Annotated in this window: 23 protein-coding genes, 1 CRISPR repeat array and 1 riboswitch; of the genes, 2 read left to right on the top strand and 21 right to left on the bottom strand. The window is 47.5% G+C overall.

Going from position 1 to position 26,782, the window contains the following annotated elements; genetic code table 11:
- Nucleotides 1–14: 14 nt before the first annotated feature.
- The 20 genes from NSB28_RS10815 to NSB28_RS10910 form a co-directional block, all read right to left on the bottom strand.
- Nucleotides 15–3,146 (bottom strand): zinc-ribbon domain-containing protein, encoded by a 3,132-nt coding sequence (locus tag NSB28_RS10815; RefSeq protein WP_109625239.1) that lies wholly within the window; start codon nt 3,144–3,146, stop codon nt 15–17.
- Between the two features lie 66 nt (nt 3,147–3,212).
- Complete coding sequence (locus NSB28_RS10820) at nt 3,213–5,672, bottom strand: Ig-like domain-containing protein (RefSeq protein WP_109625240.1); 2,460 nt, start codon at nt 5,670–5,672, stop codon at nt 3,213–3,215.
- Nucleotides 5,673–5,822: 150 nt separating this feature from the next.
- Entirely contained in the window at nt 5,823–6,128 is a 306-nt protein-coding gene (locus tag NSB28_RS10825; protein WP_109625241.1) for a pore-forming ESAT-6 family protein, read from the bottom strand.
- Nucleotides 6,129–6,140: 12 nt separating this feature from the next.
- Nucleotides 6,141–6,452 carry a WXG100 family type VII secretion target gene (locus NSB28_RS10830; RefSeq protein ID WP_109625242.1) on the bottom strand — a complete coding sequence of 104 codons (312 nt, stop codon included), beginning with the start codon at nt 6,450–6,452 and terminating at the stop codon, nt 6,141–6,143.
- A 91-nt stretch (nt 6,453–6,543) separates the two neighbouring features.
- Entirely contained in the window at nt 6,544–6,795 is a 252-nt protein-coding gene (locus NSB28_RS10835; protein WP_109625243.1) for a methyltransferase, read from the bottom strand.
- A 1-nt stretch (nt 6,796) separates the two neighbouring features.
- Nucleotides 6,797–11,374: a type VII secretion protein EssC gene (gene essC / locus NSB28_RS10840; protein ID WP_109625244.1), complete on the bottom strand. Its 4,578-nt coding sequence runs from the start codon at nt 11,372–11,374 to the stop codon at nt 6,797–6,799.
- A 17-nt stretch (nt 11,375–11,391) separates the two neighbouring features.
- On the bottom strand, nt 11,392–11,535 hold the full coding sequence (locus tag NSB28_RS10845; RefSeq protein WP_187374156.1) for a hypothetical protein: 144 nt from the start codon (nt 11,533–11,535) through the stop codon (nt 11,392–11,394).
- 5 nt (nt 11,536–11,540) lie between these two features.
- Nucleotides 11,541–13,580 carry a serine/threonine-protein kinase gene (locus NSB28_RS10850; RefSeq protein WP_257497519.1) on the bottom strand — a complete coding sequence of 680 codons (2,040 nt, stop codon included), beginning with the start codon at nt 13,578–13,580 and terminating at the stop codon, nt 11,541–11,543.
- Between the two features lie 22 nt (nt 13,581–13,602).
- Nucleotides 13,603–14,484: a zinc ribbon domain-containing protein gene (locus tag NSB28_RS10855; protein ID WP_257497520.1), complete on the bottom strand. Its 882-nt coding sequence runs from the start codon at nt 14,482–14,484 to the stop codon at nt 13,603–13,605.
- Nucleotides 14,485–14,728: 244 nt separating this feature from the next.
- Nucleotides 14,729–15,421 (bottom strand): 50S ribosomal protein L1, encoded by a 693-nt coding sequence (gene rplA / locus NSB28_RS10860; RefSeq protein WP_109625247.1) that lies wholly within the window; start codon nt 15,419–15,421, stop codon nt 14,729–14,731.
- Nucleotides 15,422–15,483: 62 nt separating this feature from the next.
- On the bottom strand, nt 15,484–15,909 hold the full coding sequence (gene rplK, locus NSB28_RS10865; protein ID WP_109625248.1) for a 50S ribosomal protein L11: 426 nt from the start codon (nt 15,907–15,909) through the stop codon (nt 15,484–15,486).
- Between the two features lie 81 nt (nt 15,910–15,990).
- Complete coding sequence (gene nusG, locus NSB28_RS10870; protein WP_109625249.1) at nt 15,991–16,506, bottom strand: transcription termination/antitermination protein NusG; 516 nt, start codon at nt 16,504–16,506, stop codon at nt 15,991–15,993.
- Between the two features lie 16 nt (nt 16,507–16,522).
- Nucleotides 16,523–16,729 carry a preprotein translocase subunit SecE gene (gene secE, locus NSB28_RS10875; RefSeq protein ID WP_109625250.1) on the bottom strand — a complete coding sequence of 69 codons (207 nt, stop codon included), beginning with the start codon at nt 16,727–16,729 and terminating at the stop codon, nt 16,523–16,525.
- 30 nt (nt 16,730–16,759) lie between these two features.
- Entirely contained in the window at nt 16,760–16,909 is a 150-nt protein-coding gene (gene rpmG / locus NSB28_RS10880; protein WP_109625285.1) for a 50S ribosomal protein L33, read from the bottom strand.
- 144 nt (nt 16,910–17,053) lie between these two features.
- Nucleotides 17,054–17,743, bottom strand: coding sequence for a radical SAM protein (locus NSB28_RS10885; protein WP_109625251.1), 690 nt, complete (start codon nt 17,741–17,743; stop codon nt 17,054–17,056).
- On the bottom strand, nt 17,727–18,308 hold the full coding sequence (locus NSB28_RS10890) for an ECF transporter S component (protein ID WP_109625252.1): 582 nt from the start codon (nt 18,306–18,308) through the stop codon (nt 17,727–17,729). Before NSB28_RS10890 ends, NSB28_RS10885 begins: the two co-directional genes overlap by 17 nt.
- On the bottom strand, nt 18,305–19,318 hold the full coding sequence (locus tag NSB28_RS10895) for a nucleoside hydrolase (RefSeq protein WP_109625253.1): 1,014 nt from the start codon (nt 19,316–19,318) through the stop codon (nt 18,305–18,307). The genes NSB28_RS10890 and NSB28_RS10895 overlap by 4 nt, the downstream gene beginning before the upstream one ends.
- A 31-nt stretch (nt 19,319–19,349) precedes the next feature.
- A riboswitch (PreQ1 riboswitch) is annotated at nt 19,350–19,394 on the bottom strand.
- A gap of 100 nt (nt 19,395–19,494) precedes the next feature.
- A complete protein-coding gene (locus NSB28_RS10900) occupies nt 19,495–20,004 on the bottom strand; it encodes a threonine/serine exporter family protein (RefSeq protein WP_109625254.1) in 510 nt (169 codons plus the stop codon).
- Nucleotides 20,001–20,783 (bottom strand): threonine/serine exporter family protein, encoded by a 783-nt coding sequence (locus NSB28_RS10905; RefSeq protein ID WP_109625255.1) that lies wholly within the window; start codon nt 20,781–20,783, stop codon nt 20,001–20,003. Before NSB28_RS10905 ends, NSB28_RS10900 begins: the two co-directional genes overlap by 4 nt.
- 24 nt (nt 20,784–20,807) lie before the next feature.
- The gene (locus NSB28_RS10910; RefSeq protein WP_109625256.1) at nt 20,808–22,001 is read right to left on the bottom strand and encodes a MalY/PatB family protein; all 1,194 of its coding nucleotides are present in this window, start codon (nt 21,999–22,001) and stop codon (nt 20,808–20,810) included.
- A 480-nt stretch (nt 22,002–22,481) separates the two neighbouring features.
- Here NSB28_RS10910 and NSB28_RS10915 point away from each other — a divergent pair, with 480 nt between their 5' ends.
- Nucleotides 22,482–22,952 carry an RNA polymerase sigma factor gene (locus NSB28_RS10915; RefSeq protein ID WP_109625257.1) on the top strand — a complete coding sequence of 157 codons (471 nt, stop codon included), beginning with the start codon at nt 22,482–22,484 and terminating at the stop codon, nt 22,950–22,952.
- 1 nt (nt 22,953) lies between these two features.
- Entirely contained in the window at nt 22,954–24,153 is a 1,200-nt protein-coding gene (locus NSB28_RS10920; RefSeq protein ID WP_109625258.1) for a hypothetical protein, read from the top strand.
- A gap of 184 nt (nt 24,154–24,337) precedes the next feature.
- Here the strand turns inward: NSB28_RS10920 and NSB28_RS10925 are convergent, their stop codons facing one another.
- Nucleotides 24,338–25,312 (bottom strand): aldo/keto reductase, encoded by a 975-nt coding sequence (locus NSB28_RS10925; RefSeq protein WP_257497523.1) that lies wholly within the window; start codon nt 25,310–25,312, stop codon nt 24,338–24,340.
- 273 nt (nt 25,313–25,585) lie between these two features.
- Nucleotides 25,586–26,658: direct repeats of the CRISPR family, unit length 31 nt; unit sequence ATTTCAATCCACGCCACTACATAGTGGCGAC.
- Nucleotides 26,659–26,782 lie beyond the last annotated feature (124 nt).

Consider the following 26,782-nt stretch of genomic DNA (forward strand, 5'->3'; position numbering starts at 1 on the left):
TCCAATTATATATCTCAGCTCTGGAACCAGTATCCTACAGCTTCGGCCTCCCCGCCTGCAGCCGGAATACGGCACATTACCATATTGAATAGCTGATCAGGTATTTCCGGATGGGCCTGCTTATAAACATCGTCCATATAGCAGCGGACATAAATACTGTCTCCCGCACCTGCCAGTACATCCTTAGCGTGCAGCCCTTCCGGGAGCTGACTCAGCTGTACACCTCCATCAGAGGTGTCAATAGTCTTCCTGTAAACCTGCTCTGTATCTACATAATAGATGGTTCCCTCATAAATCTTCATGCTGTTCAGCTGCTGTCCGCTCACTTCCAGCCTGTAATCACTTCCGTCTGTATTCATTGAGCTGACTGCCTGGTTTTCACAGTAATAGAATCTTCCATTATTATAAACTGTATCCAAGGGCAGCGGGAATGTCAATTCCGTGATTACGCTTCCGTCCAGACTGCTTTTATTTCCCACGCTGCTTTCCCATGAGTAATTAAAGTAGATATAGCTCCCATCTGTCACCAGGTTATACGGCCTGCACGGCAGCTGTTCTATAACCGATGTGTCTGACAGATTTATTCTCATCAGTTCCGAATTGACTTCCTCAGCCGTGCTGGTGGCATAATACAGCCAGTCACCTATGATCCATACTCTTCCCCAGCCATATATATTGTCTGCCAGCACTGTAGTCTCTGAACCATCCAGCCTGCTCCGCTCTAATGTCCCGTTCATTGCCCCGGTGCCGTACATCCTGATCACATAGATATAATCATTATATACTGCCAGCTTATCTAAATAATTGCCGCCGGCATCATTACTTGTAGAAAACCACCCATCAGGCCCATCAGAAAATACGGTATACACGTTTCCGTTATATTCCTGGATCTGGGTAAATTCCAGTGCTTCATATACTACATTTTCCGGCTCCGGAACAGGAGCTTCTGTCTGGGGTATCTCCGCAGTTATCTGTGTCTCGGCTGCTGCATCCGTGTCTGCAGAGCCTTCTGCCGCTTCCTGTCCAGTCTCTCCCTCAGCTAAAGGCTCGCTCCCCGGCTGTCCATCAGTGCCCGGCACTTCTGTGGTGCCTTCTATACCATTATCCGCATCAGTTCCTTCTTCTGTCTGCCCCTTTGAAGGATCCTCTGTCTGTCCTTCCGGCTGGCTCTCTGTCTGTTCACCACTCTCTGTCTGACCGTTTCCCAGCGCTGTCTTCAGATCTGTATAATCTGTAAATGTAGCCGTTGCCGGCACTTCAGCTCCTGCCTGGTCCGTACTTTCTGCCAGGGAATACAGTTCCGTGATCATTACAAGACCATTCTGGGGCAGTATTTCACCGATATGCTCCGGCAGTCCCAGAGAATTAAGTTTTTCTTTTACATCTGCCGGAAAATCTGATCTGTTATAAATGAAATTAAAATCACATTCATTTTTTATTTCTTTCCCTTCATATGTCCAGATACTGTAACTCAGCTGAGGCCCATTAGCCAGCATTGTGCTCATGGCACTGCCATAAAAGCAAATATACTTTTTACCTTCAGTATCCTTTATAAATATTTTTACTTTTTCTTCAAATCTGCTCAGGCTTCCGGCCTCCAGAGACTTGACAACAGTCCCCTTATCTGTTACGGCGCCGTTTTCTAACGCATAAAGTTCAACTACTGTGGCAGGCATCTTATCACCCAGACCGTTCTCTGCATAGGTGTAAGACACTGTCAGCATTTCTAATATCCCATCTCCGTCCAGATCAGCTTCATAAGCAGAGATCAGCCCGCCAGCCTCTTCTACAGGAGGCTTTGCATTTCCGCCCCATGTATATGTGATATCTTCAGAACTTACCAGCTTCACATCTGATGCAAGCATTGTCCTGATATATTCCTGGTATGCCGCTCTCACCTCTTCTTCTGTAGGATTCTCAGGTACAGGCTCTGCCGGAACGTCAGCGCCTTCCGGTTCGTTTGCCGCAGTTTCAGATTCTGTCTCAGACGAGTCCTCACTATTGGCTGTTTCTGTCTCTGTTTCAGTTTCTATCTCATCCGGTACCTTCATTTCCCCTGCCAGTCCGGGCGTTTCCGATTCTGTCTTGGGTTCTTCCGGTGTTTCAGAAGTCCCGGACCCTGTCTGAGTCTCTTCTGCTGCCTGCTGTAATTCAGATGCCGCCGGTGGCTCCTCAGGCACCTTCTGCGGCTGCGCACCTGCTCCGGGATCTTCCTTTGGCGCCTCCGTAGGCAGCACCAGATCCGGATCTGCTGGTTCTATATGCTCATACACTTCCTCCAGTTTTTCCTGAAGCACAGTGCTTCCCTGGATAGTCTGAATTCCTTTTATGAGTGTTTCTTCCGCTTTCTCATATTCTTCCTGTTTCATATAAACATCGGCCAGCTTCTCATATCCTTCTATTTTCTTGGGCTCGATTTCTATTGCATTCTGAAATGCATCGATCGCGTTGGTGTAATCCAGTTCTTCCACATATTTGTCACCGCTGGTGATTTTATCCTGGAACTTCTTTTCTGCCTGTGCAGAATTTCCGCTCACCAGAAAAAAGATACCTGTCCCTGCGCATATAAGCAGAAGTACTCCCACTGTGCATATGGCGGCTATCAGTCGTTTCCTGATGCGTGCCTTTTCTTCGTCCTGGGCCTTGGGAGCCGCTTCCGGCTCATATCTGTTATTCCTGCCCAGAGCCGGCCCCTGGCCCAAGCCATTCCGGCGGCCAGTTCCCGCTCCCTGCTCATAGCCGCCTCTGCGCCCGGTTCCCGGTCTCTGCTCATAACCGTCACCACGGCCGGTTCCCGGTCTTTGCTCATAACCGTCACTGCGCCCGGTTCCCGGCCTCTGCTCATAACCGTTACTGGGGCCGGTTCCTGGTCTCTGCTCATAGCCGCCACCACGGCCGGTTCCCGCTCTCTGCTCATAGCCGTCACCGCGGCCATTTCCCGTCCTCTGCTCATAGCCATCACGCCGTCCGGGCGCAGGCCCCTGGCCGTTTCTCTGCCCGCCCGCAGGCCCCGGCTCATATCGTCCGCTCTGCCTGTCAGTACCCTGGGGGCCTCCCTGCTTCTCATCCCCGCCAAGCGGTTCGCCGCATTTACGGCAGAATCTGGCACCATCTTCATTCGGTGTGCCGCATTTTTTACAAAACATAATCAACCTCCTGCTATTTTGCCGCTTTCTTTATGTTCCCATAGCTGCGCCTGGCTTACCGGCATATCAATCGACCTGTACTGCAATACTGGCAGCCAGACTGCCGTCTTTATCATAAATATTGATTATAGTACTGCCCTCAGCCACCCCTGTCACTACTCCGTTCAAGCCAACAGAAGCTATCTTTGTATTCTCAGATTCAAACCTGGCATCCTGTATGCTCAGCTTTATTTTATCAGTCTGCCCAGGAGAAAGAAAGATATTATAGGAAGAAAGCACAATATCTTCTCCGTTATCCCCTGACTGGTTTTTATCTCTTCCTTCATCTCCTCCGTTGTTTCCATTATCCCCCTCATCAGGGAGCGGATCTGATACCAAAGGCGCTTCCTCCTCTTTCTTTTCTGTTTCCAACCCGTCTCTTGTACACTTCGGCACCAGCTTCCAATCCTCCATATGTGCCGTAATCTTGTACGGTGTATTGCTCTCCGTCCAAAATGCCTGATTCCAGTTCAGCTGCAGATTTCCGATCCTAACCTCAGACAGCACATAGATGCTCCCTTCAATGTATCCTTTCATATCAAAGCAGTTCTTTACAAAGTCGGCATTTACGTTAACCGTTGGTCCTATCTGTGCACCTGCCCCCAATATACGCAGGCATTTCCCTTTGTGCTTTAACAATGAATGCTCCAGGTTCACAGACAGGTCTCCTGTAAGCTTCACAGTCGCCTCCGCCCTGACAGTAGGCTTATAAGTAAAGTCCTTAATAGCCCTCACATGATTGTTGATGATTTCCAGGCCGCAGGCTCCTGTACAATTCAGACTGACCTCCAGCTCTCCGTCTATAGTTATCCTGCCGACCACATCCACAGTCACTTTGAACCCCAGCTGGATAGGTATTTCAATGGTTCCCAGCTTTTTCTCCTCAGTCATGGCATCTGCTTTTCCAAGCTGATTGTCCGAGTGAGTCTTATAATTAAGCTGATTGATGATCTTATAATCCAGCCGGAGATACGCTCTTTTTACATTCATCGGAATGCACTGGATATCTATATCTGATGAGAGGCTGATATCCCCTACTTTAAACTGGTAGGTCATTCCTTTTCCATTATCCCACTCAAAATTAATGGCATCACCCAGATCTTTCGTAGCAGCCTGGTCAAAGCTTTCCATGCCCTCATAGTAAACAAGCGGGGCATATCCGCCTTCCTCATTTTCTTCTATGGAGCTTCCTTCAGTTCTTCCCTGCTCCATGTCCTGGTTTTCCAGGGTCTTTTTAATCAGATCTGCGTACTGTGCGGGAGTATCCGGCCATTGGGATGTATTTTCCGCTGAAGTATTTACATATCCCGGCTGAGATGCCATGCCGCTCTCTATTGTGAACGTGACGCCTTCTTCTACCTGGACATTATCATAGTCAGGCGTATAATCGCCCTGAAGCTCTATTTTTTCAAATAAATCTTCCAAATTTGGCGTTTCCGCATAAATAATCGTACTGCCGCCTTCTGTCTTCTCCACGCTTTTGACCTTATATGCCACGCCGTCCGGATTTTCTTCATTCGCAGGAAGTATGAATACTGAACCAGGTGTCAGCTCCGCCCCTACAGAATCAGGGACCGTCACCTTTGTCACCTGCCCGTTCGTGCCCCCTGTACTGCTCCCGCTCTGTCCGGCGCTGTCCTGACCCTGGCTGCCGCTGTTCTGCACCTGGCCGCCTCCGTTTTGCTCCTGGCCTCCGCTGTTTTCCTGGCTGTCATTGTTCTGTCCCTGGCCTCCGCTGTTTTCCTGGCCGCCGTCCGGTGCAGCGCCTGGCCCGTCCGAACTCTGACGGCCTGCAGATGTCTGACCCTGGCCGTCTCCGGCATCCGGTGACTGTGCATTTTCCAACTCTCCGACTCCGCGTTCTTCGTCCTCCTGCCCTTCAATATCTGCATCCTCCACAGGCTCTTCTTTATATTCAAGCTCCTTCTCTTCCCTGAGATCCTGGACTCCTGCTTTTATCTCTACATTTGCATACTTATTCGGGAAGCTCTTTTTACACCAGACCTGATATGCCTTTACAAGCAGCTCACTGCACTCTTCCCTGTCCATGGTCTTTCCTGAATCAAATTTGCCATTTTTCACATTGATGATGTTCTTATCTGCCAGCAGCCCGATCTTATTCTCATCATAGCCGCCTTCCACTTTAACCGACGTTCCTGCTTTGCCGTCCAGACCCATTGTGTCTGCCAGCGTCTCCGCAATAAAACCTTTCGTGGCATCTTTACCGGCTTCAAATTTCCCCTCGCCGTCAAGTATTCCCCAGTCTCCTGCTATCTGTACCGGTGCAAAATACTCATCCTCCTCATCCACATCGCTGTAATAAGGTTCCTCTGTATCATATGTATACATACCAAATTCCAGGGTGAGCATTCTCAGCCATTCACCTCTGGATACCGCACCAACGTTTCCCTTTTTTCCTCCGCAGCCGGCAAGTCCCGTTATAAGCAGGACTGCTGCCAGCATAAAGGATAATATCCTTCTTTTCACAACAAGTCCCTCCCTTCCCTTTATCCTATGGCACGGCAGGAAGCAATTCAAAGCTCCCCCGCGTCATCCGCCAAACGCACATGCAAATATGTGCATCCTGCGAAATGCCCGCTTGTGTAAATTGCCGCTGCCGTGCGTTTTCTTAAACTGTTATTTAAACTCCAGAGTCCCGGCGTTCTTCTTGACCGTACTCTCTGTCACTTCGTACTGCTCTGCCGTCTTCATAAGAAAGTCCGCGTAGCTGTCCACTATCCTTTTATACTGGTCAAATTTAGGATTCAGGTTGTTGAACTGCTGCATCACCTCATCAGCTCCCTCGCTCTCCCAGGTGTTCTTCAGTGAATTCAGTTTCCTTCTTATATCTTCCAGCCTCTCACTCAGCTGGCCGTTTAAATCTGTCACATTTTTAGACGCTGTTCTCAGCTCATCTGTTGTAATTGTCAATGATCCTGCCATTTTTATTCCCTCCTAACTGATTGAATCTGCCAAAGAAGAAGCCTTCTTGGAGATGTCTGTCTGTGTCTCTGTATATGTCTGGGCAGAACGTCTGAGGAACTGCACATAATCTGTCATCAGATTTTCCATTTTCTTGAAGTATGGCTGAAAATCCTCGATCTTTGATGTAAAATTCCTGTTGTCGTCACCTGTCCAATTTACAGACAGATCTTTCAGCTGGCGGCACAGATTCTCATAAGTTGTCCTGTAATTTGTTGTCAGAGTCTCGATCTCGCCTGCTGCCCTCGTCATTTCAGACGGTGTTACTTTGATTTTAGTTCCCATCACTTTTCCTCCTTAACCTTTTTTGCAGCTTTACACTGCTTCATTATATATTGCAACTATCTGTGATAGCTACATTCGGTGTATCTGCATCTCAGATGAGAAGCATCCTGGCCCCATCTGTCAACCCGATTTCCTCCGGTGTAAGATTTATATCATACGGAAGACCGCTCATGCGGTCACACAGGATCTCTTCACCTGTAGGTTTAAAATATCCCTCAGCCAGCTCACCCAGCAGCCTTGCTGTCAGCTCTGCCGCCTGATACATCTTGATTCTGCCTGGTATCCGGACATCATAGCTCGTCCGGGCAGCCGGAAGATAAACCTCTGCCAATATCTTATCCATATCACTCCTCCTCTTCCAGATCCAGCAATTTCACAAGATGGGCCCGGCCTTTTTCCACCACATATCCAAAATCATCTGGAATCTCCTGCCGCAGCTCTCTTGTAAGCCTTGTCACAGACAGCTCATACTGGTCCGTCAGCCCATTTCCCACAAAGATGCCTTCATTGCGCCCAACCTGCTTCCCATACCAGTTTTCCGCTGAAATACTTCCCAGACTCAGCGCTCCGTCCGCAATAATAAAACGGCATCCCCAGAAATCTGCGATCCTTTCCATCATTGCATTCCATTTTTCCAAAAATTCTTCCGGAAGGCAGCGGACAAAGTCCCTGTATCCATTGACAATACACAAAAGCTTCCTGTAGGCAGGGGCTTCCTTCCCTTCCTCCCAAGCATCCTTCGTGTCATTATTTCTCTTCAGCAGTTCCTGATATATGTACTCTGCCCCTTTTACCAGCTCTTTTTCTCCTGAGCAGTACGTGAGACCTTCTTTTGAAGCGCTGCTAAATTCAGGCCTGGCATTTAAGACGATAATATCAGCTTTTTTGCACACCGCAGCAAGACGGCAGAAGCTTTCCACAAAGCTGCAGCTTTCCTCCTGGTAAGTAACCACATTTACCATATGCGCCTCCAGATTAAAACAGCGCACCTTCAATGAGTTTTTGTCAACTCCTGCAGGGTACGAAAGCCAGCTGCCCGCATCTATGTCATCCTGCAGGAATGCAAGGTCCACCTTTTCTGGAAGAATCGGGATCCTCTCTGCCCTCCTGCGGCCTTCCGCTGACAGCCACTCCCTCTCCTGCCTGATGCATTCTGCCCTGACCTCATCCATTCCGCCTGCCCCTTCAGTAACTGCGGCTGTCTGGAATTCATAGACTCTTTCATTTCTGAAGATACCTCTTCCTGTTACTTTTCCGGGATACTGCCTGCCTACATTGCCCAAAACGATGGAATAGTCTGTCTCATCGTTAAGCTGCAGTGCATATACTGAAGGAAAATTCTGGGCCACACGGTAGCGGACGCCAGATGCATTTGCAGCTGTAAGAACAAAATAAATCCCATACCTGCTTCCGTCCATGGCAAGCCCGGCAGTCTCCTGCACATAGTCCTCATAGCTCTCTGTAAATGCCGCAAAATTTTGTATGATGATGACAATAGCAGGCCTTTTTTCCCCGCTTCCTCTTATAAAGGAATCAAAGCTCCCGCCGCAGGCAGCCATCATTTTCTTGCGGGATTCCAGCTCCTTTCTGAGCATGGAGAACATGTTTGCCACCTTTTCACTTTCTGATATCAGCACCACATCCCCCACCTGAGGAGCCTGAGCAAATCCTTTGAGCACTTCAGAACCAAAGTCCAGAATATACAGATTCAGCTCTTCAGGTGTATGGTCCTGTATAAGTGAATATATCATTGTAGTGAGAAGCATGGTCTTTCCGCTTCCCGTAGCTCCGTAAATAATAGTATTTCCCTCCGCCGACAGAGGCAGCTTCATAGGATACTGTGCCTGGTTCTGCGGATCGTCGATCTCCCCCACAAGAGGCTCCAGGCAGAAATTACCGCCTTCGCGCCGAATCCCGCCCTCCAGTCCATATTTTTTTCTCAGACTGTCCAGGCTCAGCTTCTCCGGAAGCGGCTCCATCCACAGCTGTTTTATTTTAATATGCTCTTCTTTCGCCAGGGCCGCCAGATATTTTGTCACGGCATCCAGCTGCTTGTCTTCTGTGGCTGCAATCCTTCTCTCATCCGGCGCCTTCTGCTTTACTATCCTTCCTGTGCGGTCTATCACCTGGACCGACATATCCTGCTTTTCCTCAACCTTATCCTTGGGGACATAAGATGCCCCGGACCAGGCTGACTGTCCCAGCTCGAAAATCTCATTATAGCCCACCTGAAGATAAAAACGCCCTGTTTTCGTAAGCTCTGCCGCGTCCGGACGTTTGAGCATATCCATGCTGTCCGCCTTTTCCTGCACCTTCAGACAGATTCGGAAGCGGCTGTTGCTCCAGATCTGGTCATCCACCACGCCGGCAGGCTTCTGGGTCGCAAGTATCAGATGAACCCCCAGGCTTCGCCCTATTCTGGCTGCACTAATGAGCTGCTTCATGAATTCAGGCTGCTGCTCTTTGAGTTCGGCAAACTCGTCTGAGATAATAAATAAATGCTGCATGGGCTCATGCACAACCTTATCTCTGTAAAGCTTCTGGTATTTGTAAATGTCAATATTACTGATATTGATCTGTTTGCTTACCTCCTGGAAGACTGCCTGCCTCCTTTTCAGCTCGCTCTCTATAGATATCAGTGACCTGTTCACCATGGCGCCGTCCAGGTTCGTGATGATACCGGCTGTATGGGGGAGCTTTTCAAAGGCCTTTGCCATGCCTCCGCCCTTATAATCGATCAGTATAAACGCCACCTCATAGGGATGGTAATTCACGGCCAGCGACAAGATGTAAGTCATAATGAATTCACTTTTACCTGAGCCTGTCATACCGGCAACCAGACCGTGGGGGCCGTGGAATTTTTCATGCAGATCCAGTTTAAATGGATTTCCTGCTGCATCTACACCGATCTCCGTCTCCAGGGTCAGTGTGGGATCATTCTCCTTCCACCTTGTGAGGGCATTTAAGTGCTCCGCCTTCCCGGCACGGAACATATCCAGGAAGCTGATCATATCCGGCAGTTGCCTGTTGCGGTTATCCCTGTAGAGCCTGATATTGGCCAGTGTCACTGCCAGACGCCCGCAGTCAGGCTCCGCAAAAGCATCCGGACAGAAATTTATATACTCTCCTGAAATATCATCCTGACGGTACATTCTGGACAGTTCGCTTCCCACATCCAGAACAGTCCCGCATTCTTTTGGCAGGCTGCCAATCTGGTCATACAGTGCCACCATTCCAAAGCCCATATTTTCCTTCAGCTTCAGGATCTGACCAATGATCTCCATATTTTCAGCCAGTTCCTTATCCATAGAAAATATCAGGTAATATGGGAGATTCTCCTGCTTTCCCTCTTCTGCCTGGCGTGAAGCCAGCTGCTTTTCCAGATAGATAGAGATTTCTTTCTCTTCCCCCGGATTCGTGGCCACAAAACGGATGTCCCCGTCATCACTCCAGACATGGGGCAGCCACTTTACAAAGCGCCACTGCATGTCCTCCGCCTCGTCATACAGAAAGACCATCTTCACCTCATCGTAGCTGTGAAGGGCCGCTATCTGGAATATCAGTCCCTTGATAAAGCTGCATTCCTCCTGGCGCCTGCCGATGATCCCTGTCAGGAAATTATCATATAAAGACAGGCCCACAGGCACTTCGCCCATTATCCTTGTCTCATATACGAGTTCTTCCATCTCCCTTTGAAGTTCATCCTCCTCCACTTCAAACTTGGGTTCCTGATACTCCAGCGTCACCTGGAGGGGGACTTCCCCGCGCCCAAGCCTGACAGTCAGAAAGTCGCTGTGTCCAAAGGAGCGCTCCCACAGAGTTCTTTCTCTTCCCTGTATCCTTGTAATGCACTCATCTAACGTCACATAATTTTCATTCAGGATCTTTCTCTGGTAATATTCGATCTGCTGGATCCTGCTTCTGACCTCCATGAGATACATGCGGTATTTTTCTTTTCGTTCTTCTTCTTTTTCTATTTTTCTTTTCTTGTCGTATTTTCTGGAAAGTATGGGCCAGGCTACCGTGCCTCCCAGCATGCTGACAGACATCACGATGGAAGGCAGGGCGCTGCTGATCCCGCTTCCGCTGCTCAAGGCATTGCTGACGGCAAATACTCCCATAAACATGGAGGCCAGCCCCATAGTCATAGACGGGCCGACCGTATAGATCATGGGCATCTCATTTCCCTGTTCCCTGGGAGGAGGGGAATCGATCCTGATTCCTGCCTTCTCTATTTCCCTTCTGAATCTGGGCGACTTATAAAAAAGCTGCTCACGTGCCCTGCCGTTGTCTAAAATATTCCGTTCCCTCTGCTCTCTCACCGGAGGCTGCAGATAAGGTATCAGCATTTTTTCACTGCATTTTACCATCCCGCCCGGATTGTTCACAGCCAGAATCCCGCAGCCCACAATTATCTTCAGTCCTGCTATATATATCACATCTCCGGGATAGAGCCTCTGCCTGGTCACACGCCTGTCATTGACAAATGTGCCGTTTCCGCTCCTCATGTCACTGACCACATAAGTGCCATTGTCGATCTCGATCTGGGCGTGGATACCTGAAGCATACCCGCTGCTGTAGATGATATCATTTTGGTCACTGCGCCCGATCCTGAGTATGCCCGCCTTAATTGTCCTGTACTTTTTATACTGCTGCCTGTCAGCTGTCAACTCTTCTGTATACAGATAAGCCTGACCTCCCCCGGGTGTCTGGAGTGAGTAGAACCGCCCTGGTTCCATCAGGCTTCTCTCCAGCCTCCTGCCGTCAGTATCTGCAAGGACAGCTTTTCCATTAGAGCGCAGATACCATCTGCCCCCGTCTGCTTCCACACTTACAAGTTCTCCCATCCAGTACTGTCCGGATACTTTTGAGGGCAGCAGATATGTATTTAAAATATCACCATTTATGCATGTTATCACCATAACCCGTCACCCCTGCCTTACATGGAAAAATACTCTTCCTCCAGGTCCTTTTTCAGATTCTTTTTCTTTACCGCCAGTACGATCTTCCAGACTGCAAAACCAATAACGCTCACCACAGTCCCGGCGATTCCTCCGTAAAACATCCATTCTCCTGCTGTCATCTGCTTCACCTCGTAAGCCAGTTTCCGCTGTACAGTTTTTCCATGATATTCTCCAGAGCCTGCATCTTGTCGTCACTGCCCCCTGAAGCCTTCACCTGTGCATACAGCTGGCTGGCCTTGTCATAATATTCTTTAACCTTCGTATAATCCCTGGCGCTGTTTTCTTTGTCTCCCTGGATATCACATTCCAGAAGCGCCAGTCTCATATAAGGCTTATAGTCATTTGGATTTTCCTGTTCCAGTTCATTTAATATCCTGGCGGCCTCCTCATAGTTCTTAAAATTCTGGTAAATGGCAGCCATATTATATTTCACCCCGTCTGACGCCATACCTGAATCCACCAGCGTCTGATAACACTCCAGTGCTTTCTGGTTGTACTCCATTGAGAAGGAAGCATCCTGCCCCGCCTTTCTGGCATATGCATCTCCCAGAGCGCTGATGACAGGCGTCAGATATGATGCATCCAGGCTCATCCGGCCCTCTTCCAGTGTTCTGATCTCTCCGTCCAGGTCATTTGCTCCCCTGAATGCCCTGGCCATAAGCAGATATGACCTCTGTCTGATGTACTCGTCATCTGTATTTGAGAGCACCTGGCCGAATTTATCCACGGACTCCTGATATTGTCCCTGCTTCAGAGCCAGTTCAGCCTTTACCAGCAGTATATCCGTATCCCCAAGCCCGGCGCTGACAGCCTCATTCAGTACCTGCTGGGCTGTCTCCGGCTGGTTATTTCTGATAAGGGCTATGGCATAATCTCTGAAATACTGTGCATTCTCCTGATTAGCGTTCACAGCCTTTTTATAATAGCCCACAGCCCCCTCATAATCCTCCTGCTCAAAACAGGCGTCTCCCATCATATAATAGACTGCAGCCTCCCTGCCTGAATCTGAAAACACATCTGCTGAAAGCTTCTCGCTGGAAAGTATCATCTTCCCCAGATTCAGCACATGGGGATAGTCCTCCTTAAGATGAAGTGCGTATAGCTTCTGATAATAAGCATCCAGCTTATCATCAAATATTCCTATGGCCTCATCATAGCTCCCAAGGGCCTTGTCATAATCCTGGTCCGCAGCATAGTCATTGCCTTCCTGCACAGCAGCCTCGTAGGCATCTGTCTTTTCCTGCCGCATAGTAAACACTCCGCCTGCCGTGAGCGCCAGGAAACCGGCAATACAGATGCATCCTGCCGCTGTGCTGATCCTCTCCAGCCTCTTATGCTTCTTGTAACGCTCGTCAAGCGCATAAATATTGTCCAGGTCATTATACATTTCCTGGGCAGTCCTGTATCTCCTGCTTTTGTCAGGATGCATGGCCTTCCCTACGATATCTGTAAGTGTCTTTGAATATCCCAGCCTGAACTGGTTTATAGGCACTGTATTCTCAGCCCTTCTGGAGGGCTTATTTCCCGTCATCATATGATAAAGTGTGGCGCCCAGACTGTAAATATCAGACTGCGCATCCACCAGAGGCGCTCTGCCCCCTCTCGATACCGGCATATAACCGTCTGCCAGCGCCTGCTGCTCCGGTGATGCATAGCAGGTGCTCATACCTGTTATCTGCTCCCTCTTATCCATATCCAGTGAGATGTTAAAGTCGATCAGGCATACATTTCCTTCCGGCGTGATCATGATATTGGCAGGCTTCACATCGCTGTGGATTATAGGCGGCCTGCGCGTATGCAGATACTGCAGGGCCTCGCACAGCTGCTTGGCCCAGATAATGATCTGCCTCTGCTGGAAGGTATAGTGGTTTTTCAGATAGTAATCAAGTGATTCTCCCGGTATAAAATCCATAACAGTAAATATCTGGTCACCTATCTGAAGAAAGTCATATACCTGAGGCAGATATGTATGGTGCAGGTTCTTCAGGATATCTGCCTCACCCCTGACATTTATGATACCGGCTACTTTATCGCGTATTTTCTTTACAGCTACGTATTTCTGAAGGCGCAGATGGATAGCCTTGTACACGATCCCCCCGCCTCCATGGCCTATTTCCTCTATGATCTGATATGTATTATCAAGTATGTCTCCTCGTCTTGGCATGTCGGTCCTCTCTCCTGTCATTTCAATAATCATATTCCCCGTTCCCCAAAAGCAGCGCAGCGCTCTGAGGCGTCAGCTTCCAGCTTCTGAAAAAGAACAGCTGCCTCTCCTCTGACCTGACCATCTGAAGCTCTCTTTCGGGAGCTGCCAGCTGCATCCCCTTCTTGCTGATCATGACAGTTACAGATGTCTCTCCATCCCCCCTGTCCTCTTCCTTACAGCGAACCTTTGTGGAACTGCTCCACTGCTGTATCTCCTCTGCCCGGGAATTCAAATATCCTTCAAATTCTTCTCTGGACATCCCCTCCTGTCCTTCCCATTCAATACAGTCCAGCGCCTCAGACCACTCCCCGGCCTCCACAGCGGCCAGAAATGTATCAAGAACATGCCTGGGCTGTACCGCCATATACACAAAATAACCCCCTGACGCTCCCACAGCCGCCAGCACCAAAGCCAGGATGATCAATACATTCCTTACTGTATGGTGCTTTTTCTCATTCCTGACATGCGCTCCTGCTCTCCCCTGTCTCTGGCTGTCATAATACTCCGCATCAGAGCCTCTTCCCCTTCTGCTGCTCTCTTCCTCATATGTATTTCCGCCTGTTTCCAATTCCCGGCGTGCATACTCTCTTCCAGTGTATCCTGCCGCTTCATCCGGCTCCCCTGTCAGTTTCCTGTAGCGCTGCTGCCCTGAACCGATGAGCAGGGTGGCTTCTTCATCTAAGGCCTCATTCTCATCATTCACACCTGCTGTACCCCGCCTGGCCTCCATGTCCGCAGAATACCCAACATCATGTACCGGATCTGTTTTAATATTTCCCGTCCTGCTGATCAGCTGCTTCCCGCATCTCGGACAAAACCTTGCATCGTCTCTGCATTTCATACCACATCTTGTACAGAACACTCTGATTCCCCCTATGCCTTTGACTTATCTGAATTTATCAGGCAAATACTCTTTCATTTTAACTATATATGGTAAAAGTATAACATGTTGCAACATCTTGAGCAACGTGTGACAGGTAATGTGACAAGTTTTCTTTTGTGTATCCTCCCGGAGGTTTTTTGTACTATAGGAAACTTCGTTCCTATAGCACAAAAAGAGATGCCGTATAAACGGCATCTCTTTTTGTTCATATTTATAACATTTATTATGCAAATTTTACTGGATTCAGCTTAATTCCAGGTCCCATTGTCGGCGCAATAGTTACACTTCTTAAATACTGGCCTTTTAATGTACTTGGTTTTGCCTTCACGATTGCATCCATAAGCGTCTGGAAGTTGTCCGCTAACTGCTCTTCTGTGAAAGAAGCTTTTCCGATTGGCACGTGGATAATGTTTGTCTTGTCCAATCTATACTCAATCTTACCAGCTTTGATATCCTGAACTGCTTTTGTTACGTCCATAGTAACTGTTCCGGCTTTCGGGTTCGGCATCAAGCCTTTTGGCCCGAGTACACGGCCCAGACGGCCTACTACACCCATCATGTCCGGTGTTGCCACTACTACGTCGAAATCTAACCATCCTTCGTTCTGGATCTTCGGAACTAATTCCTCTGCTCCAACAAATTCTGCTCCTGCTGCAATAGCCTCGTCAGCTTTTGCGTTCTTAGCGAATACAAGGACACGTACCTGCTTACCAGTTCCATGAGGCAGTACAACTGCACCACGAATCTGCTGGTCAGCATGACGTCCGTCACAGCCAGTTCTGATATGAGCTTCGATTGTTTCATCAAATTTAGCTACAGCTACTTTTTTCACTAATGTGATTGCTTCTGCTGTATCATAAAGGTTTGCGCGGTCAACTGCTTTCGCAGCTTCTACGTATTTCTTTCCTTTTTTCATATTAAATAACCTCCTGGTGGTAGTCGCGGGAATTTCCCTCCCACTTGTCAATATTTTTCAATTTATTCTTCTACAGTGATGCCCATGCTTCTTGCAGTACCAGCGATCATGCTCATAGCTGCTTCAATGCTTGCTGCATTTAAATCCGGCATCTTCATTTCAGCGATTTCTCTTACTTTGTCTTTGCTGATTGTAGCTACTTTAGTTTTGTTAGGAACACCTGAACCAGATTTAATGTTGCAGGCTTTCTTTAATAAAACTGCTGCAGGCGGAGTCTTTGTGATGAAGCTGAAGCTTCTGTCTGCATAAACAGTGATAACAACAGGAATGATCAGATCTCCCTTGTCAGCTGTTCTTGCGTTGAACTCCTTTGTAAACTGAACGATATTGACACCATGCTGTCCAAGTGCCGGTCCAACTGGTGGAGCCGGTGTAGCCTTTCCAGCAGGAATCTGTAATTTAATATAACCTGTTACTTTTTTTGCCATTGTTAGGCACCTCCTATGTGGTATTGTCGGGGGATTTCCCTCCCACTTTCCGCCATCTGACCCGATGCGGATATTTTCCTGTTACATTTTCTTGACTTCTGTGAAACTTATTTCTACCGGTGTCTCACGACCGAACAACTCAACATTGATGGTAACGATTTGCTTGCTGTGGTTCATGGACTGAATCACGCCGACTGTATCCTTCCAGACACCGCCGGTAACAGTAACAGTATCGCCCTCCTGGTAATCTACTTCGATCTCGTTCTTTTCGATTCCAAGATTATCCATTTCTGCTTCCGTAAGTGGCACTGGTTTTGATCCAGGACCAACAAATCCGGTAACCCCTCTGGTATTTCTCACGACATACCAGGTGTCATCATTCATAACCATATTGAGAAGTACATAGCCCGGAAACATTTTCTTCTGAACCTGCTTCTGCACGCCATTTTTTACTTCCACGACATTCTGCAGAGGGACGCGGACCTCTAAGATCTCATCCTCCAGATGTCTGTTTTCAATTGTTTTTTCAATGTTGGCCTTAACCTTGTTCTCATACCCTGAATAAGTATGAACTACATACCAGCTTGCTTCTGCCATAAAATCACCCTTGTCCTTACCTTACTAAGAAATCAATACCATACTGCACAATTATATCAATGACTGTAATGATTAAACCAAGTACGACTGAAGCGGCAACCACTGCGGCAGTCTGTTTGCCCAGTGTGACTTTATCAGGCCAGATGATTTTGTTAAACTCTGATTTAAGACCATCAAACCAGCTTTTCTTTATAGACTTTTCTGATTTTGCAGTATCTCCCATCTCGTCACTTCCTTTGCGCTATTCCATCGATTATTTGGTTTCCTTGTGTAATGTGTGAGTTTTGCAGAACTTACAGTATTTTTTTGTTTCCATTCTGTCCGGATGAGTTTTCTTATCCTTCGTAGTGTTATAATTACGCTGTTTACATTCCGTACATGCCAATGTGATTCTTGTGCGCACAACTTCCACCTCGCTCTCTTCTCATTTTGCTGACAGCCTTGTGCGGGCTGCCGATTTTAGGCATAAAAAAAAGACCTACTTCCATTCGCCCGTTTATCTTAGCACAGATCTGTAATAGAAGTCAAGCCTTTTTTAGACATAATATCAGTCTCCAACCCCAAAATCCGTTTTTTCATAGAGTACTTCTACCGACGGGTCACTCAGCAGGTCTGCATATTTATTCATAAACCATTCCACCAGCTCTTCATCCCGCTTCACATCGGTTGTATTATTTGTAAAGACGTTTACCGTCCCCAGGCTGAAATGCTCTTTCAGCATTTTTATATCGTAATCGATCATCTCTCTTGTCTGACCTTTAATTCCCACCATCAGACACGGAGAATCGAAGTATTCACTAACCTCTTTGGCAGACTCAAAGGCAGCGTGCTTATTCAGATAATTTTCCCTGAATTCCCTGTCAAAGGTTTCCACACCTATTTTAAATATGATAGGAACGCCCATGTATTCCCTCATCTTTTGCAGCTTTTCCCTGTACATCCAATGGGCTTCAAAGAAGAGTCTGCTGATCTTTTTTTCCCGGACAATATTCCGTATAAGCTCCAGAGTCTCCCTGGGCAGCTCGAAGCAGCTTCCGGAATTGATCACTTCCAAAACTCCAAACTCACCTGTCACCCTTGAAAGGACTTCTTCATTTAGCCTTGCCATCTCTTCCCTGTCTCTTGAATTGTCCTCTATATAATCGCAGAAACGGCATTTGCCCCAGGCACAGGGAAACGCCTTTAAAAGCACGATCTCCCTCTTATTTTTCTCCGTGATCTTATTGTAGCGCTCCATGTCCAGTATTTCCTTTCCGTATCATAAATTTCATGGATGACGGCAGCGCCGCCAGGATCATTATAACAAGCAGCAGCACAATTGCCCTGTCGGCATAGTCAGTCAGGGCCTGTACCGCGCAGACGCTGGCCGTCATGTTCAGTCCCGCGCCGTGCAGCAGCTGTACCAGCACTGTAGAGCCTGATGATGTGATCCCGCCGAAAACTGCAGCAGTAATAGCTGCGCTCACAACTGTTCCCGGCAGTGAGATACATGCCGCAGCCGGAATGATGCGGAATCCCTTCATATCAAACTTCTTAAACAGCAGTCCTGCCATTGCTCCTGTGATCAGCTGGACAGGTATATAATACAGCGCGTATATATCACTTGTAAAGCCGCTGACAAGTCCGCTTATAAGCCCGGGCACCATGCCGTATACAGGACCCAGCAGGGCTGCCGCCATCATTGTGCCCACTGTGTCCAGATAGACAGGAAGCCGGAAAAACAAAGCAATGCTTCCTCCTATCACATTTACTGCAGCGGCAAAAGCCAGAATACTTAAGGAGGATACATTTATCTTTCTCATACGTTTCCCTCCTGAGGCACCATGATCTGCCTGAGCACTTTATCAGCCTCAGACTCATCTGCATTTGCCACTCTATGCAAAAAGAACTTCATGAAACCTAATGCGTCTGTCCCGGTCAGGACATGGCTGTTCGGGTCTTTCTTCCAGAAGCCATATGCATCTGATATGCTCTGGCCCATGCTGATCCCCTCTGTCTCTACCGCCGTATAGCAGTCAAATCCGCTGCACAGGCTGCGCTCTATAAAATATGCCACTGCCAGAGGATCGTTAATGACACAGCCTATAACACTCTCCTGCTTCCAGTGAAAATCAAAATAAAATCTTGTTATTTTCTCAATGCGTTCCCCCATATTCCTGTCTATGCACTTGATATATTCCAGGATATTTGGTGTCAGCACGATCTTCCTGGTCACATCAAGGCCTATCATATGGATCTTTTTTCCCTTCAGCCATGGCAGAGCATGAAATGCCTCGTACACCTCCCCTGCGGCATGAGGATCACACCAGTAGTTATATTCAGCTACAGGTGAACAGTTTCCGTTGCTCTTATAGCTGCCACCCATGGATACGAATTCATCCAGGCCTGCCATGCATTCTGGCGCATCCTGAATAACCCTGGCAATATTTGTCAGGGGGCCCAAGGCTATGACTGATACTTTTTCATTTTTTCTGAGGGTTTCTGTGAGGAAGGATACCGCTCCCCTGCGTGGCTTAATACCTTCAGCCTCCGGATAGCCTGACTCTCCCAGTCCATCCTCCCCGTGCGTATCACGGGCGTCCACATACACGCGGACAAGGGGTTTCTCCTCACCAAGATAAACAGGAATATCTGGCCGGCCCATCCACTCCAGGACCTTCAGGGCGTTCTTCGCCCCTGTCTCTGCCGGTACATTCCCACAGACAACTGTAATCCCCAGAATCTCCAGTTCCGGCGAAGCTATGGCCAGCATCAGGGCCAGGGCGTCATCGATCCCGGGATCACAGTCAATGATCACTTTTCTTGCATTCATTCTCCAATCTCCTTTACTTTTTCCACTTTCGAGATACTTGGTTTTTTATACTGGGAAGTTTTCGAACCAGTCCAGGCTATTGCCGGCGTCTGACGGCTTTGCCTGATTGCATAAATGCCCGGAAACGAGTATAGCATAAAAAACAAAAGATGTACAGAATGAACGCGAAAATTATGTTACTGCTCTCTTCGGCCAGTAATGCGCGGAGACGGTCCGTTTCCACGTATTTCAGTCTCGTTCCATACCTCGGCGTCCTGCTTCCAGCCGTATACTTTGGCAGGTATAGAATAGCTGACACCGATCCCCAGTGCTATGGCTACTGCCAGCTTAAATGTCTCGATCCCCTTCATCATCGCCTCCTGCTCAGCCCCTGTGAAAAGGTAATAGGCAGTATAATATATCCCTGCGCCAGGCACCAGGGTAAAGATGCCGCAGAGCAGAAAAACGATTGTGGGAGCCTTATATTTCACTGAAAGGAAACGGGCCATGGCTGAGAGGACCATACTGGCAGCAAATGTAGCCACTATAGGCGTATGGAACACCCTGCTGATCATCAGATAGACCGCCCATCCAACACTCCCTGTCAGCCCGCAGGAGAGGTAATGCCTTTTAGGCACGCTGAACAGCACGGAAAATGCCACTGTCCCTGTAAATGCCATAATAATCTGCAGCACTATATCCATCATATCCCGCCTCCTGCCACTATACTCCATATATTCATAGCCACCCCCACGCCCACGGCTATGCAGCCCGCTGTGAGCAGTGCATCCACCAGCCTGATGATCCCCGACAGATAGTCATTCTCAAGAAAATTTCTAACGGAATTTGTCAGAGGTATCCCGGGCACAAGAGGGAAAATAGCGCCGATAACCATTCTGTCCAGATTATTACCCAGGCCCGCTTTAAAAAGTATGCAGCATACCAGAGAGACTATGAGGCTGGCTGTAATATTCATCATTATCTTAGGCAGCTTTACTTTAGGCGCTCCATAGATCAGGAAGATGTAGAGCAGCACGCCAGCTGCAAAGGCCGCCGCAGAATCCCATGCACTTCCCCCGAACAGGTAGCAGAAACTTGCGCTGCCCACGCCCGATGCCAGAATCTGTATCAAATTTCCCGACACCTTCATCTTGTCTATCCGGTCCAGTTCTTCCTTCATTTCCTGTGGCGTACACTCACCGGCGCTTATCTGCCTGGAGAGATTATTAAGGGCCTCCACCCTGCACAGCATGATAGGCGCCAGAGGTACAGAGTGGATCTGGCTGGAATAAAACTGCCCCTCCGCCGAAATAGACGTAAAAATGCCATTTGCAATGACATATGCATTGAATTCTTTAAGCCCCAGAGCTTTCGCCGCATAGCGCATTGCCTCATCCGCCCTGAATATCTCCCCTCCGTTTGAAAGTATGGCTTCCCCCATGCGGTTTACAAGATCAAAAACTTCCATTGCTTCTATTTTCTCCATGCCTGACCACCTGCCCTGCCGGTTTTAGAACACATATTCTTTCAGCCGTTCCATGGCTTCTATTACGAGAGAATGAGGAACCGCCAGATTCATACGTATTGTATTTGGTTTGTTGAAAGGGCGTCCATCCTGCCATATAACACCTCTTTCGATCCCGCTGCGTATCAGCTCATCCAGAGATTTACCCTTTGCCTCACACCATTTACTGCAGTCCAGATAAAGCATATATGTCCCTTCAGGCTTTGAGAGCTCCACCCCGTCAAAATTCTCTGTTATGTAATCATAAGCATAGTTGACATTTGCGGCAAGGACTTCCCGCAGTTCATCCACCCACTCTGCCCCTTCCGGCTCATATGCCCCTATCAGCGCATGCATGGACAGCACATTCATTGAATTATAGTGTGAAAGCTCTGCCTGCCTGCACATCCTGTCCCGCAGGTACTTATTATATATAATGTGATACGATCCAATAAGCCCGGCCAGATTAAATGTCTTAGACGGGGCATACAGGGCTATTACTCTCTGCCTGGCATCCTCAGATATGGTCTGTGTAGGGATATGCTTATGCCCGTTCAGTGTCAGATCAGACCAGATCTCATCAGAAACAACCACACAGCTATTTGCCTTATAGATCTCCATTGCCTTTTCAATCTCTTCTCTTGTCCAGACCCTGCCGCATGGATTGTGCGGAGAACAGAAAACAGCAAAGTGGATCTTATATTCCTTCAGTTTCCTGTCCATATCCTCATAATCCATCCTCCAGACGCCTTCATCATCCTGCTTCAGATCACTTAAAATAATCTTTCTCCCGTTGTCCTCTAAAGTATGGGTAAATCCAACATATGTGGGAGCATGGAGCAAAACAGCCTCCCCCGGCGCCGTAAATGCCTGTACTGCTGCTGCCACTGCGCCAAGCACACCGTTCTCATAACCAATATGTTCAGGCTCTATGCCCTCAACGCCGTTGCGTTCCCTCTGCCATCTGATGATGCTGGCATAATATTCTTCCGATGGATTGAAATATCCGAAGGCCGGATGCTCCAGCCGTTTAGCCACAGCTTTCACAACTGACGGCGCGGCAGCATAATTCATATCCGCCACCCACATGGGGATTTTTGAAAACCCTTCCTTTACCTCTGCGCCCTGAAATGGTATCACGTCCACGGCAACAGAATCTTTTCCTGCTCTGTCCATAATTGTAGTAAAATCGTACTTCATGTCACTTCTCCTTTAGTCCTGTCATTATATAGTAAAACACTGCGTAACTGTTCAGTACCTTCACAGTTACATGCAAAAATCCATTTAAAATCGCCTCCGGCGATGGGATTTTTGCACCCTTGAATCATTTTCTTACAGTCTGTGCAGTTACACCAAAGCCTTATATTCCCTATTTTAACGCATACTTACCATGTTGTCATCAGGTATTTTGCTGCTGTTCACACGCCGCTATTTTTCAAAATGTGTTACTATTTATACAACACTTTCCCTCTCTCAAACGTTTACTATATGAGAACAGAAAACAAGCCGCTGCGCAGCGGACCCTTAAATGTATGAAAGGTCTGAAGGATATGACAGGTTTTCAGGAATATGAATTTTACAAACAGCGGGAATTGCTGCAGAGGGCAGCACTGGAACGAGAGCGGCTGTTCCGGTTAAGGAACTATGCCATTTCTCAGGCAGGAAAGGAACAACAAAAGCATGGTTGGTCGAATCTATCAGCTTTTTTACTGGGAATTATTCCGGTACATGAAAAAGAGTACAGGCTCCATGGCAGAGGCCGAAGACATTGTGCAGGAGACTTTCCTTCGCGCACTGGAACACTCTGATTTAATTAATACTATGAGTGAAGCAAAATGCAGGTCATGGCTGTACCGTACTGCAAAAAATATCTGTATTGACAGGATCAGGCACGTACAGGCCGAACCCGTACTGACTGCAAAGGATTACCTGGAGGATGACTTTACCCGCACCGAGGTTTTGCAGATGTGCAGTGTGCTGGACCCGAAAGATAAGGCTTTGTTCCTGCTCAGATATTTTGAAGGCTACAATGCCAATGAGTTGGGAGAGATGTATGGCCTGCCCTCCTCCACGATACGTGCCCGGCTTATGGCTGCAAGACAAAAACTGAAAGAATTTTATCCTGAATTAAAAAAGAAAGGCGGTAAATAACATGAATGAAAAAAAGAATTTATCAATCACTGCAATGATCTGTGACCTGAGGGAAGTGAACGAAGAGGTACTTAACCAGTATGGAGAAATTTATGTAGAATCTATGATCGTCTATGTCACGGAACAATCCCAGGAAATATTGAACAGGCATCATGTTCAGATAGAATCTATGATCCTGGAAAGGCTGGATCTGGATGTTGAAATTATAGAACGCAATGGGACTTTTACCATCACTCCTGCTCCTGCCGGAAATAAAAAGCTTAACTTGATAGTCAATGGACGGCTTATCATTGAACCCGGCTCTAATGAAGCTCTTACTAATTATATCCACATCCAGGTCAACGGTGAAGTTATTTGTCCTGAGAACCTGGGTTCCCAGCTCTCTTCCAGACTCACCTGCAATGGAAGCACGAAGCTGTATCCTGACAGCTGCATCCTGGCTGAGAGCCCCCTGCACGCTGACCGTGTCTTTGCCCTTCGGGCCAAAGCTGAAAATCAGTATTATGTAATAGGCAAAGCACTTTTTCTGGGCAGCAGCAGTTCATATGAACTTCTTCTCCAGAAAAAGGTCCGTATTATATGCAGCCATGCCATTGTCGCTGAGAGTGCATTAGAAACGGCCGTACAGCTTCTGGATGAGAAGGCGGATATCACACTTGTACCAGATGGCTGCCAATATGTAAATGAAGCCTGCTGCTTAGACGCTACATTCCTGGACCGCTATGGTTCAAAAGCATATATAGACGCAAACGTGACCGTAGGAGACACAGGACTCCCTGATGGTCTGGAATTTCTTTACATCAAAGGCGATGTAAACCTTCCTGAAGAATATAAACCAGACTTTCTTAAAGTCTGTAAAAACTTTTCCAGAATCCTTACTTTCAGAGGAAAATGCATTACAGATGTGACAGATCTCGTTATAGATAAAGCTTTACTTGAATCCTCCCCAAAAGGCCTCCATGTCACCGACTGCGTAAATGTGAAGATAACAGATGACGTTCCGACAGAGCTTATCAGAGAAAGACTCACCCTCGATGACTGTATAAACATTACCTGCCCCGAAAATCTCATAAGTGTTATCCAGACTATTGCCACGGATTATGTCCTGTTATCGCCTTCTGAGGAAGATAAAGAAAATGCAGACATGGTTTCCTCCCCAGAACAGACGGTCAGGATAAAGGCTATGAAGTATAAGATGTGATAGCTCAGAGCTGCATTTATTAGTTGTATTTATTTCTGCGGGCAGCGAGCCCGGTGAGCATGCCTGCATGTGTATTTGGCGATTCGTTCCTCTACCTATAGAGGTGGGGGATTTCCCGCTCATTTAGCTAAACGAAACAGGACTGCCGCACCAAAACTAATTAATGCGTCAGTCCTGTTTAAATTTAGATTCCTGCCTTTGTAAGTCTTTCCATCTGCTCCTGGGATAACTCCATTTCCAGTACTCCAAGAGCTTCCTCAAATTGTTTCCGGGTACTGGAAGCAACAAGAGGCATTACTGAAGGATCTGAATGCATAAGCCAGTAATACACTGCCTGTGCCGGCGTTACACCAGCCTCTGCCGCTACCTGATCCAGAACATTCAGCCTCGCCTGTGTATCAGCTCCCTGATACTGCTCCATGAGCGGTTTTGTCCTGTCATTATAATAACCTCCAAGAAGAGGAGAATAAGCCAGAAGTGTAATGCCTGATTCCCTCACAAAATCCATCATATCCTCATTGACCGAGATCTGACCTCCAAAATCTGTCCCTGTCCTTGGTCTCAGATAAGTGCATCGCTGCTGAATACAGCAGTATTCCGGAAGATTTCTCTCTTTGGATATCTCCATTGCCTGAGCCAGTCTCCATGCTGTGAAATTGCTGGCTCCAATATATCTGACTTTCCCCTCTGCAACCAGTTCTCCAAGCGCTGTCAAAGATTCCTCCAAGGGCGTATTTCTGTCGTCCGTATGCAGATATAAAAGATCAACATAATCTGTCCCCAGCCTCTTTAAACTCTTTTCACACTCTTCCTTTATCTGGGCTGCACTCGTACCATAATCTGTCCCCGGATATGGAAAACCAAGCTTAGTAGCCAGTATGAGCTGGCTCCTGTTCTTTTTCTCCTTCATCCACTCTCCCAGCAGCCTTTCACTGCCTCCGTCTATAAAAAGATCCCTGTCCTTTCCAAAATAATCTTTGTCATTTAAGTGATGCATCGCATAGATATTGGCAGTATCTATGAAATTACCTCCTGCCTCTACAAATTGATCCAGCCTCTCTAATGACTGCTCTTTTGGTTCCCTCCATCCAAAATACATAGATCCCAGACAAATCTCACTTACAGATAAATCAGTTTTTCCGAGCATCCTTCTCTTCATCTTATTCCTTCCCCGCTTTCCATGCATCGTTCAGCATAATCCATAAATGTAAAACTCAGGCAGCTGCCTCTGCATTATTATTTCACATTATTACTTTATATTTTTATTTATTACATAATACTTTGTGTTTATTTACTCTATATTTTGAACACATACACTGCGCAAAATGACATAAAAGTCCTGCTGGCTTTTTTCAATTGGCGGATAGTTTTCGCTTCATTTCACTACATAGTGGCGACAGTCTCCTTCTGTCATTTCTATGGTACGCAAATCATTTCAATCCACGCCACTACATAGTGGCGACGCCCGGCAAGACGAAAAGAAACTAACTAAATCCATTTCAATCCACGCCACTACATAGTGGCGACGAGGCCGCCGGCTGCCCGATGGACATTGAGGAGGCGATTTCAATCCACGCCACTACATAGTGGCGACAGGATAAATATGGTAACAAGAGCCAATACACCAGGATTTCAATCCACGCCACTACATAGTGGCGACGAGGCCGCCGGCTGCCCGATGGACATTGAGGAGGCGATTTCAATCCACGCCACTACATAGTGGCGACTATTCAGTTTAGATTTCATCCGGATACGATTGTTATTTCAATCCACGCCACTACATAGTGGCGACTGGAAAAACTTCGTCTTGAGCACAGTGCCCGCAAAATTTCAATCCACGCCACTACATAGTGGCGACTGATCTTGCATGTAAACTCACATGATATTGGCTATTTCAATCCACGCCACTACATAGTGGCGACGTAGGAGTATATATTGAGGGTAGTTGTTGGATCATTTCAATCCACGCCACTACATAGTGGCGACCAGCAGCAGGAGCCAAAAAGGTGATACATTTTCCGATTTCAATCCACGCCACTACATAGTGGCGACCGTCGAATCGACCGTTCCCTGCATTCCAGCGATGATTTCAATCCACGCCACTACATAGTGGCGACCAGCCGATGGCAGATCACACTCGTATGCTGCCGATTTCAATCCACGCCACTACATAGTGGCGACCCGAAGGAAAGCCTACGGGATTATCTGGCTTCAATTTCAATCCACGCCACTACATAGTGGCGACGTAAATTTACACAAAAAAGTTTACGTAATATAGGATTTCAATCCACGCCACTACATAGTGGCGACAACACTACGGGCCGTAAAAAATATTGGGCCAGCAATTTCAATCCACGCCACTACATAGTGGCGACTGAATCTGATCGATGTGCTGGACTGCGCACAATATTTCAATCCACGCCACTACATAGTGGCGACCAACAAAGGCGCTGAATGAGAATGCTGCCTATATGATTTCAATCCACGCCACTACATAGTGGCGACAAAAAGTTGAGTAAGTGGCTGAAGCATATGAAAATTTCAATCCACGCGAGGGCGTAAAAATTTCTGTGTCTATAAAAAATGATGTTTTCTGGTAAGAACCAGATATGTAGAAATTTCTTGTCGA

Source organism: Murimonas intestini (assembly GCF_024622195.1).
GTDB classification, from domain to species: domain Bacteria; phylum Bacillota; class Clostridia; order Lachnospirales; family Lachnospiraceae; genus Murimonas; species Murimonas intestini.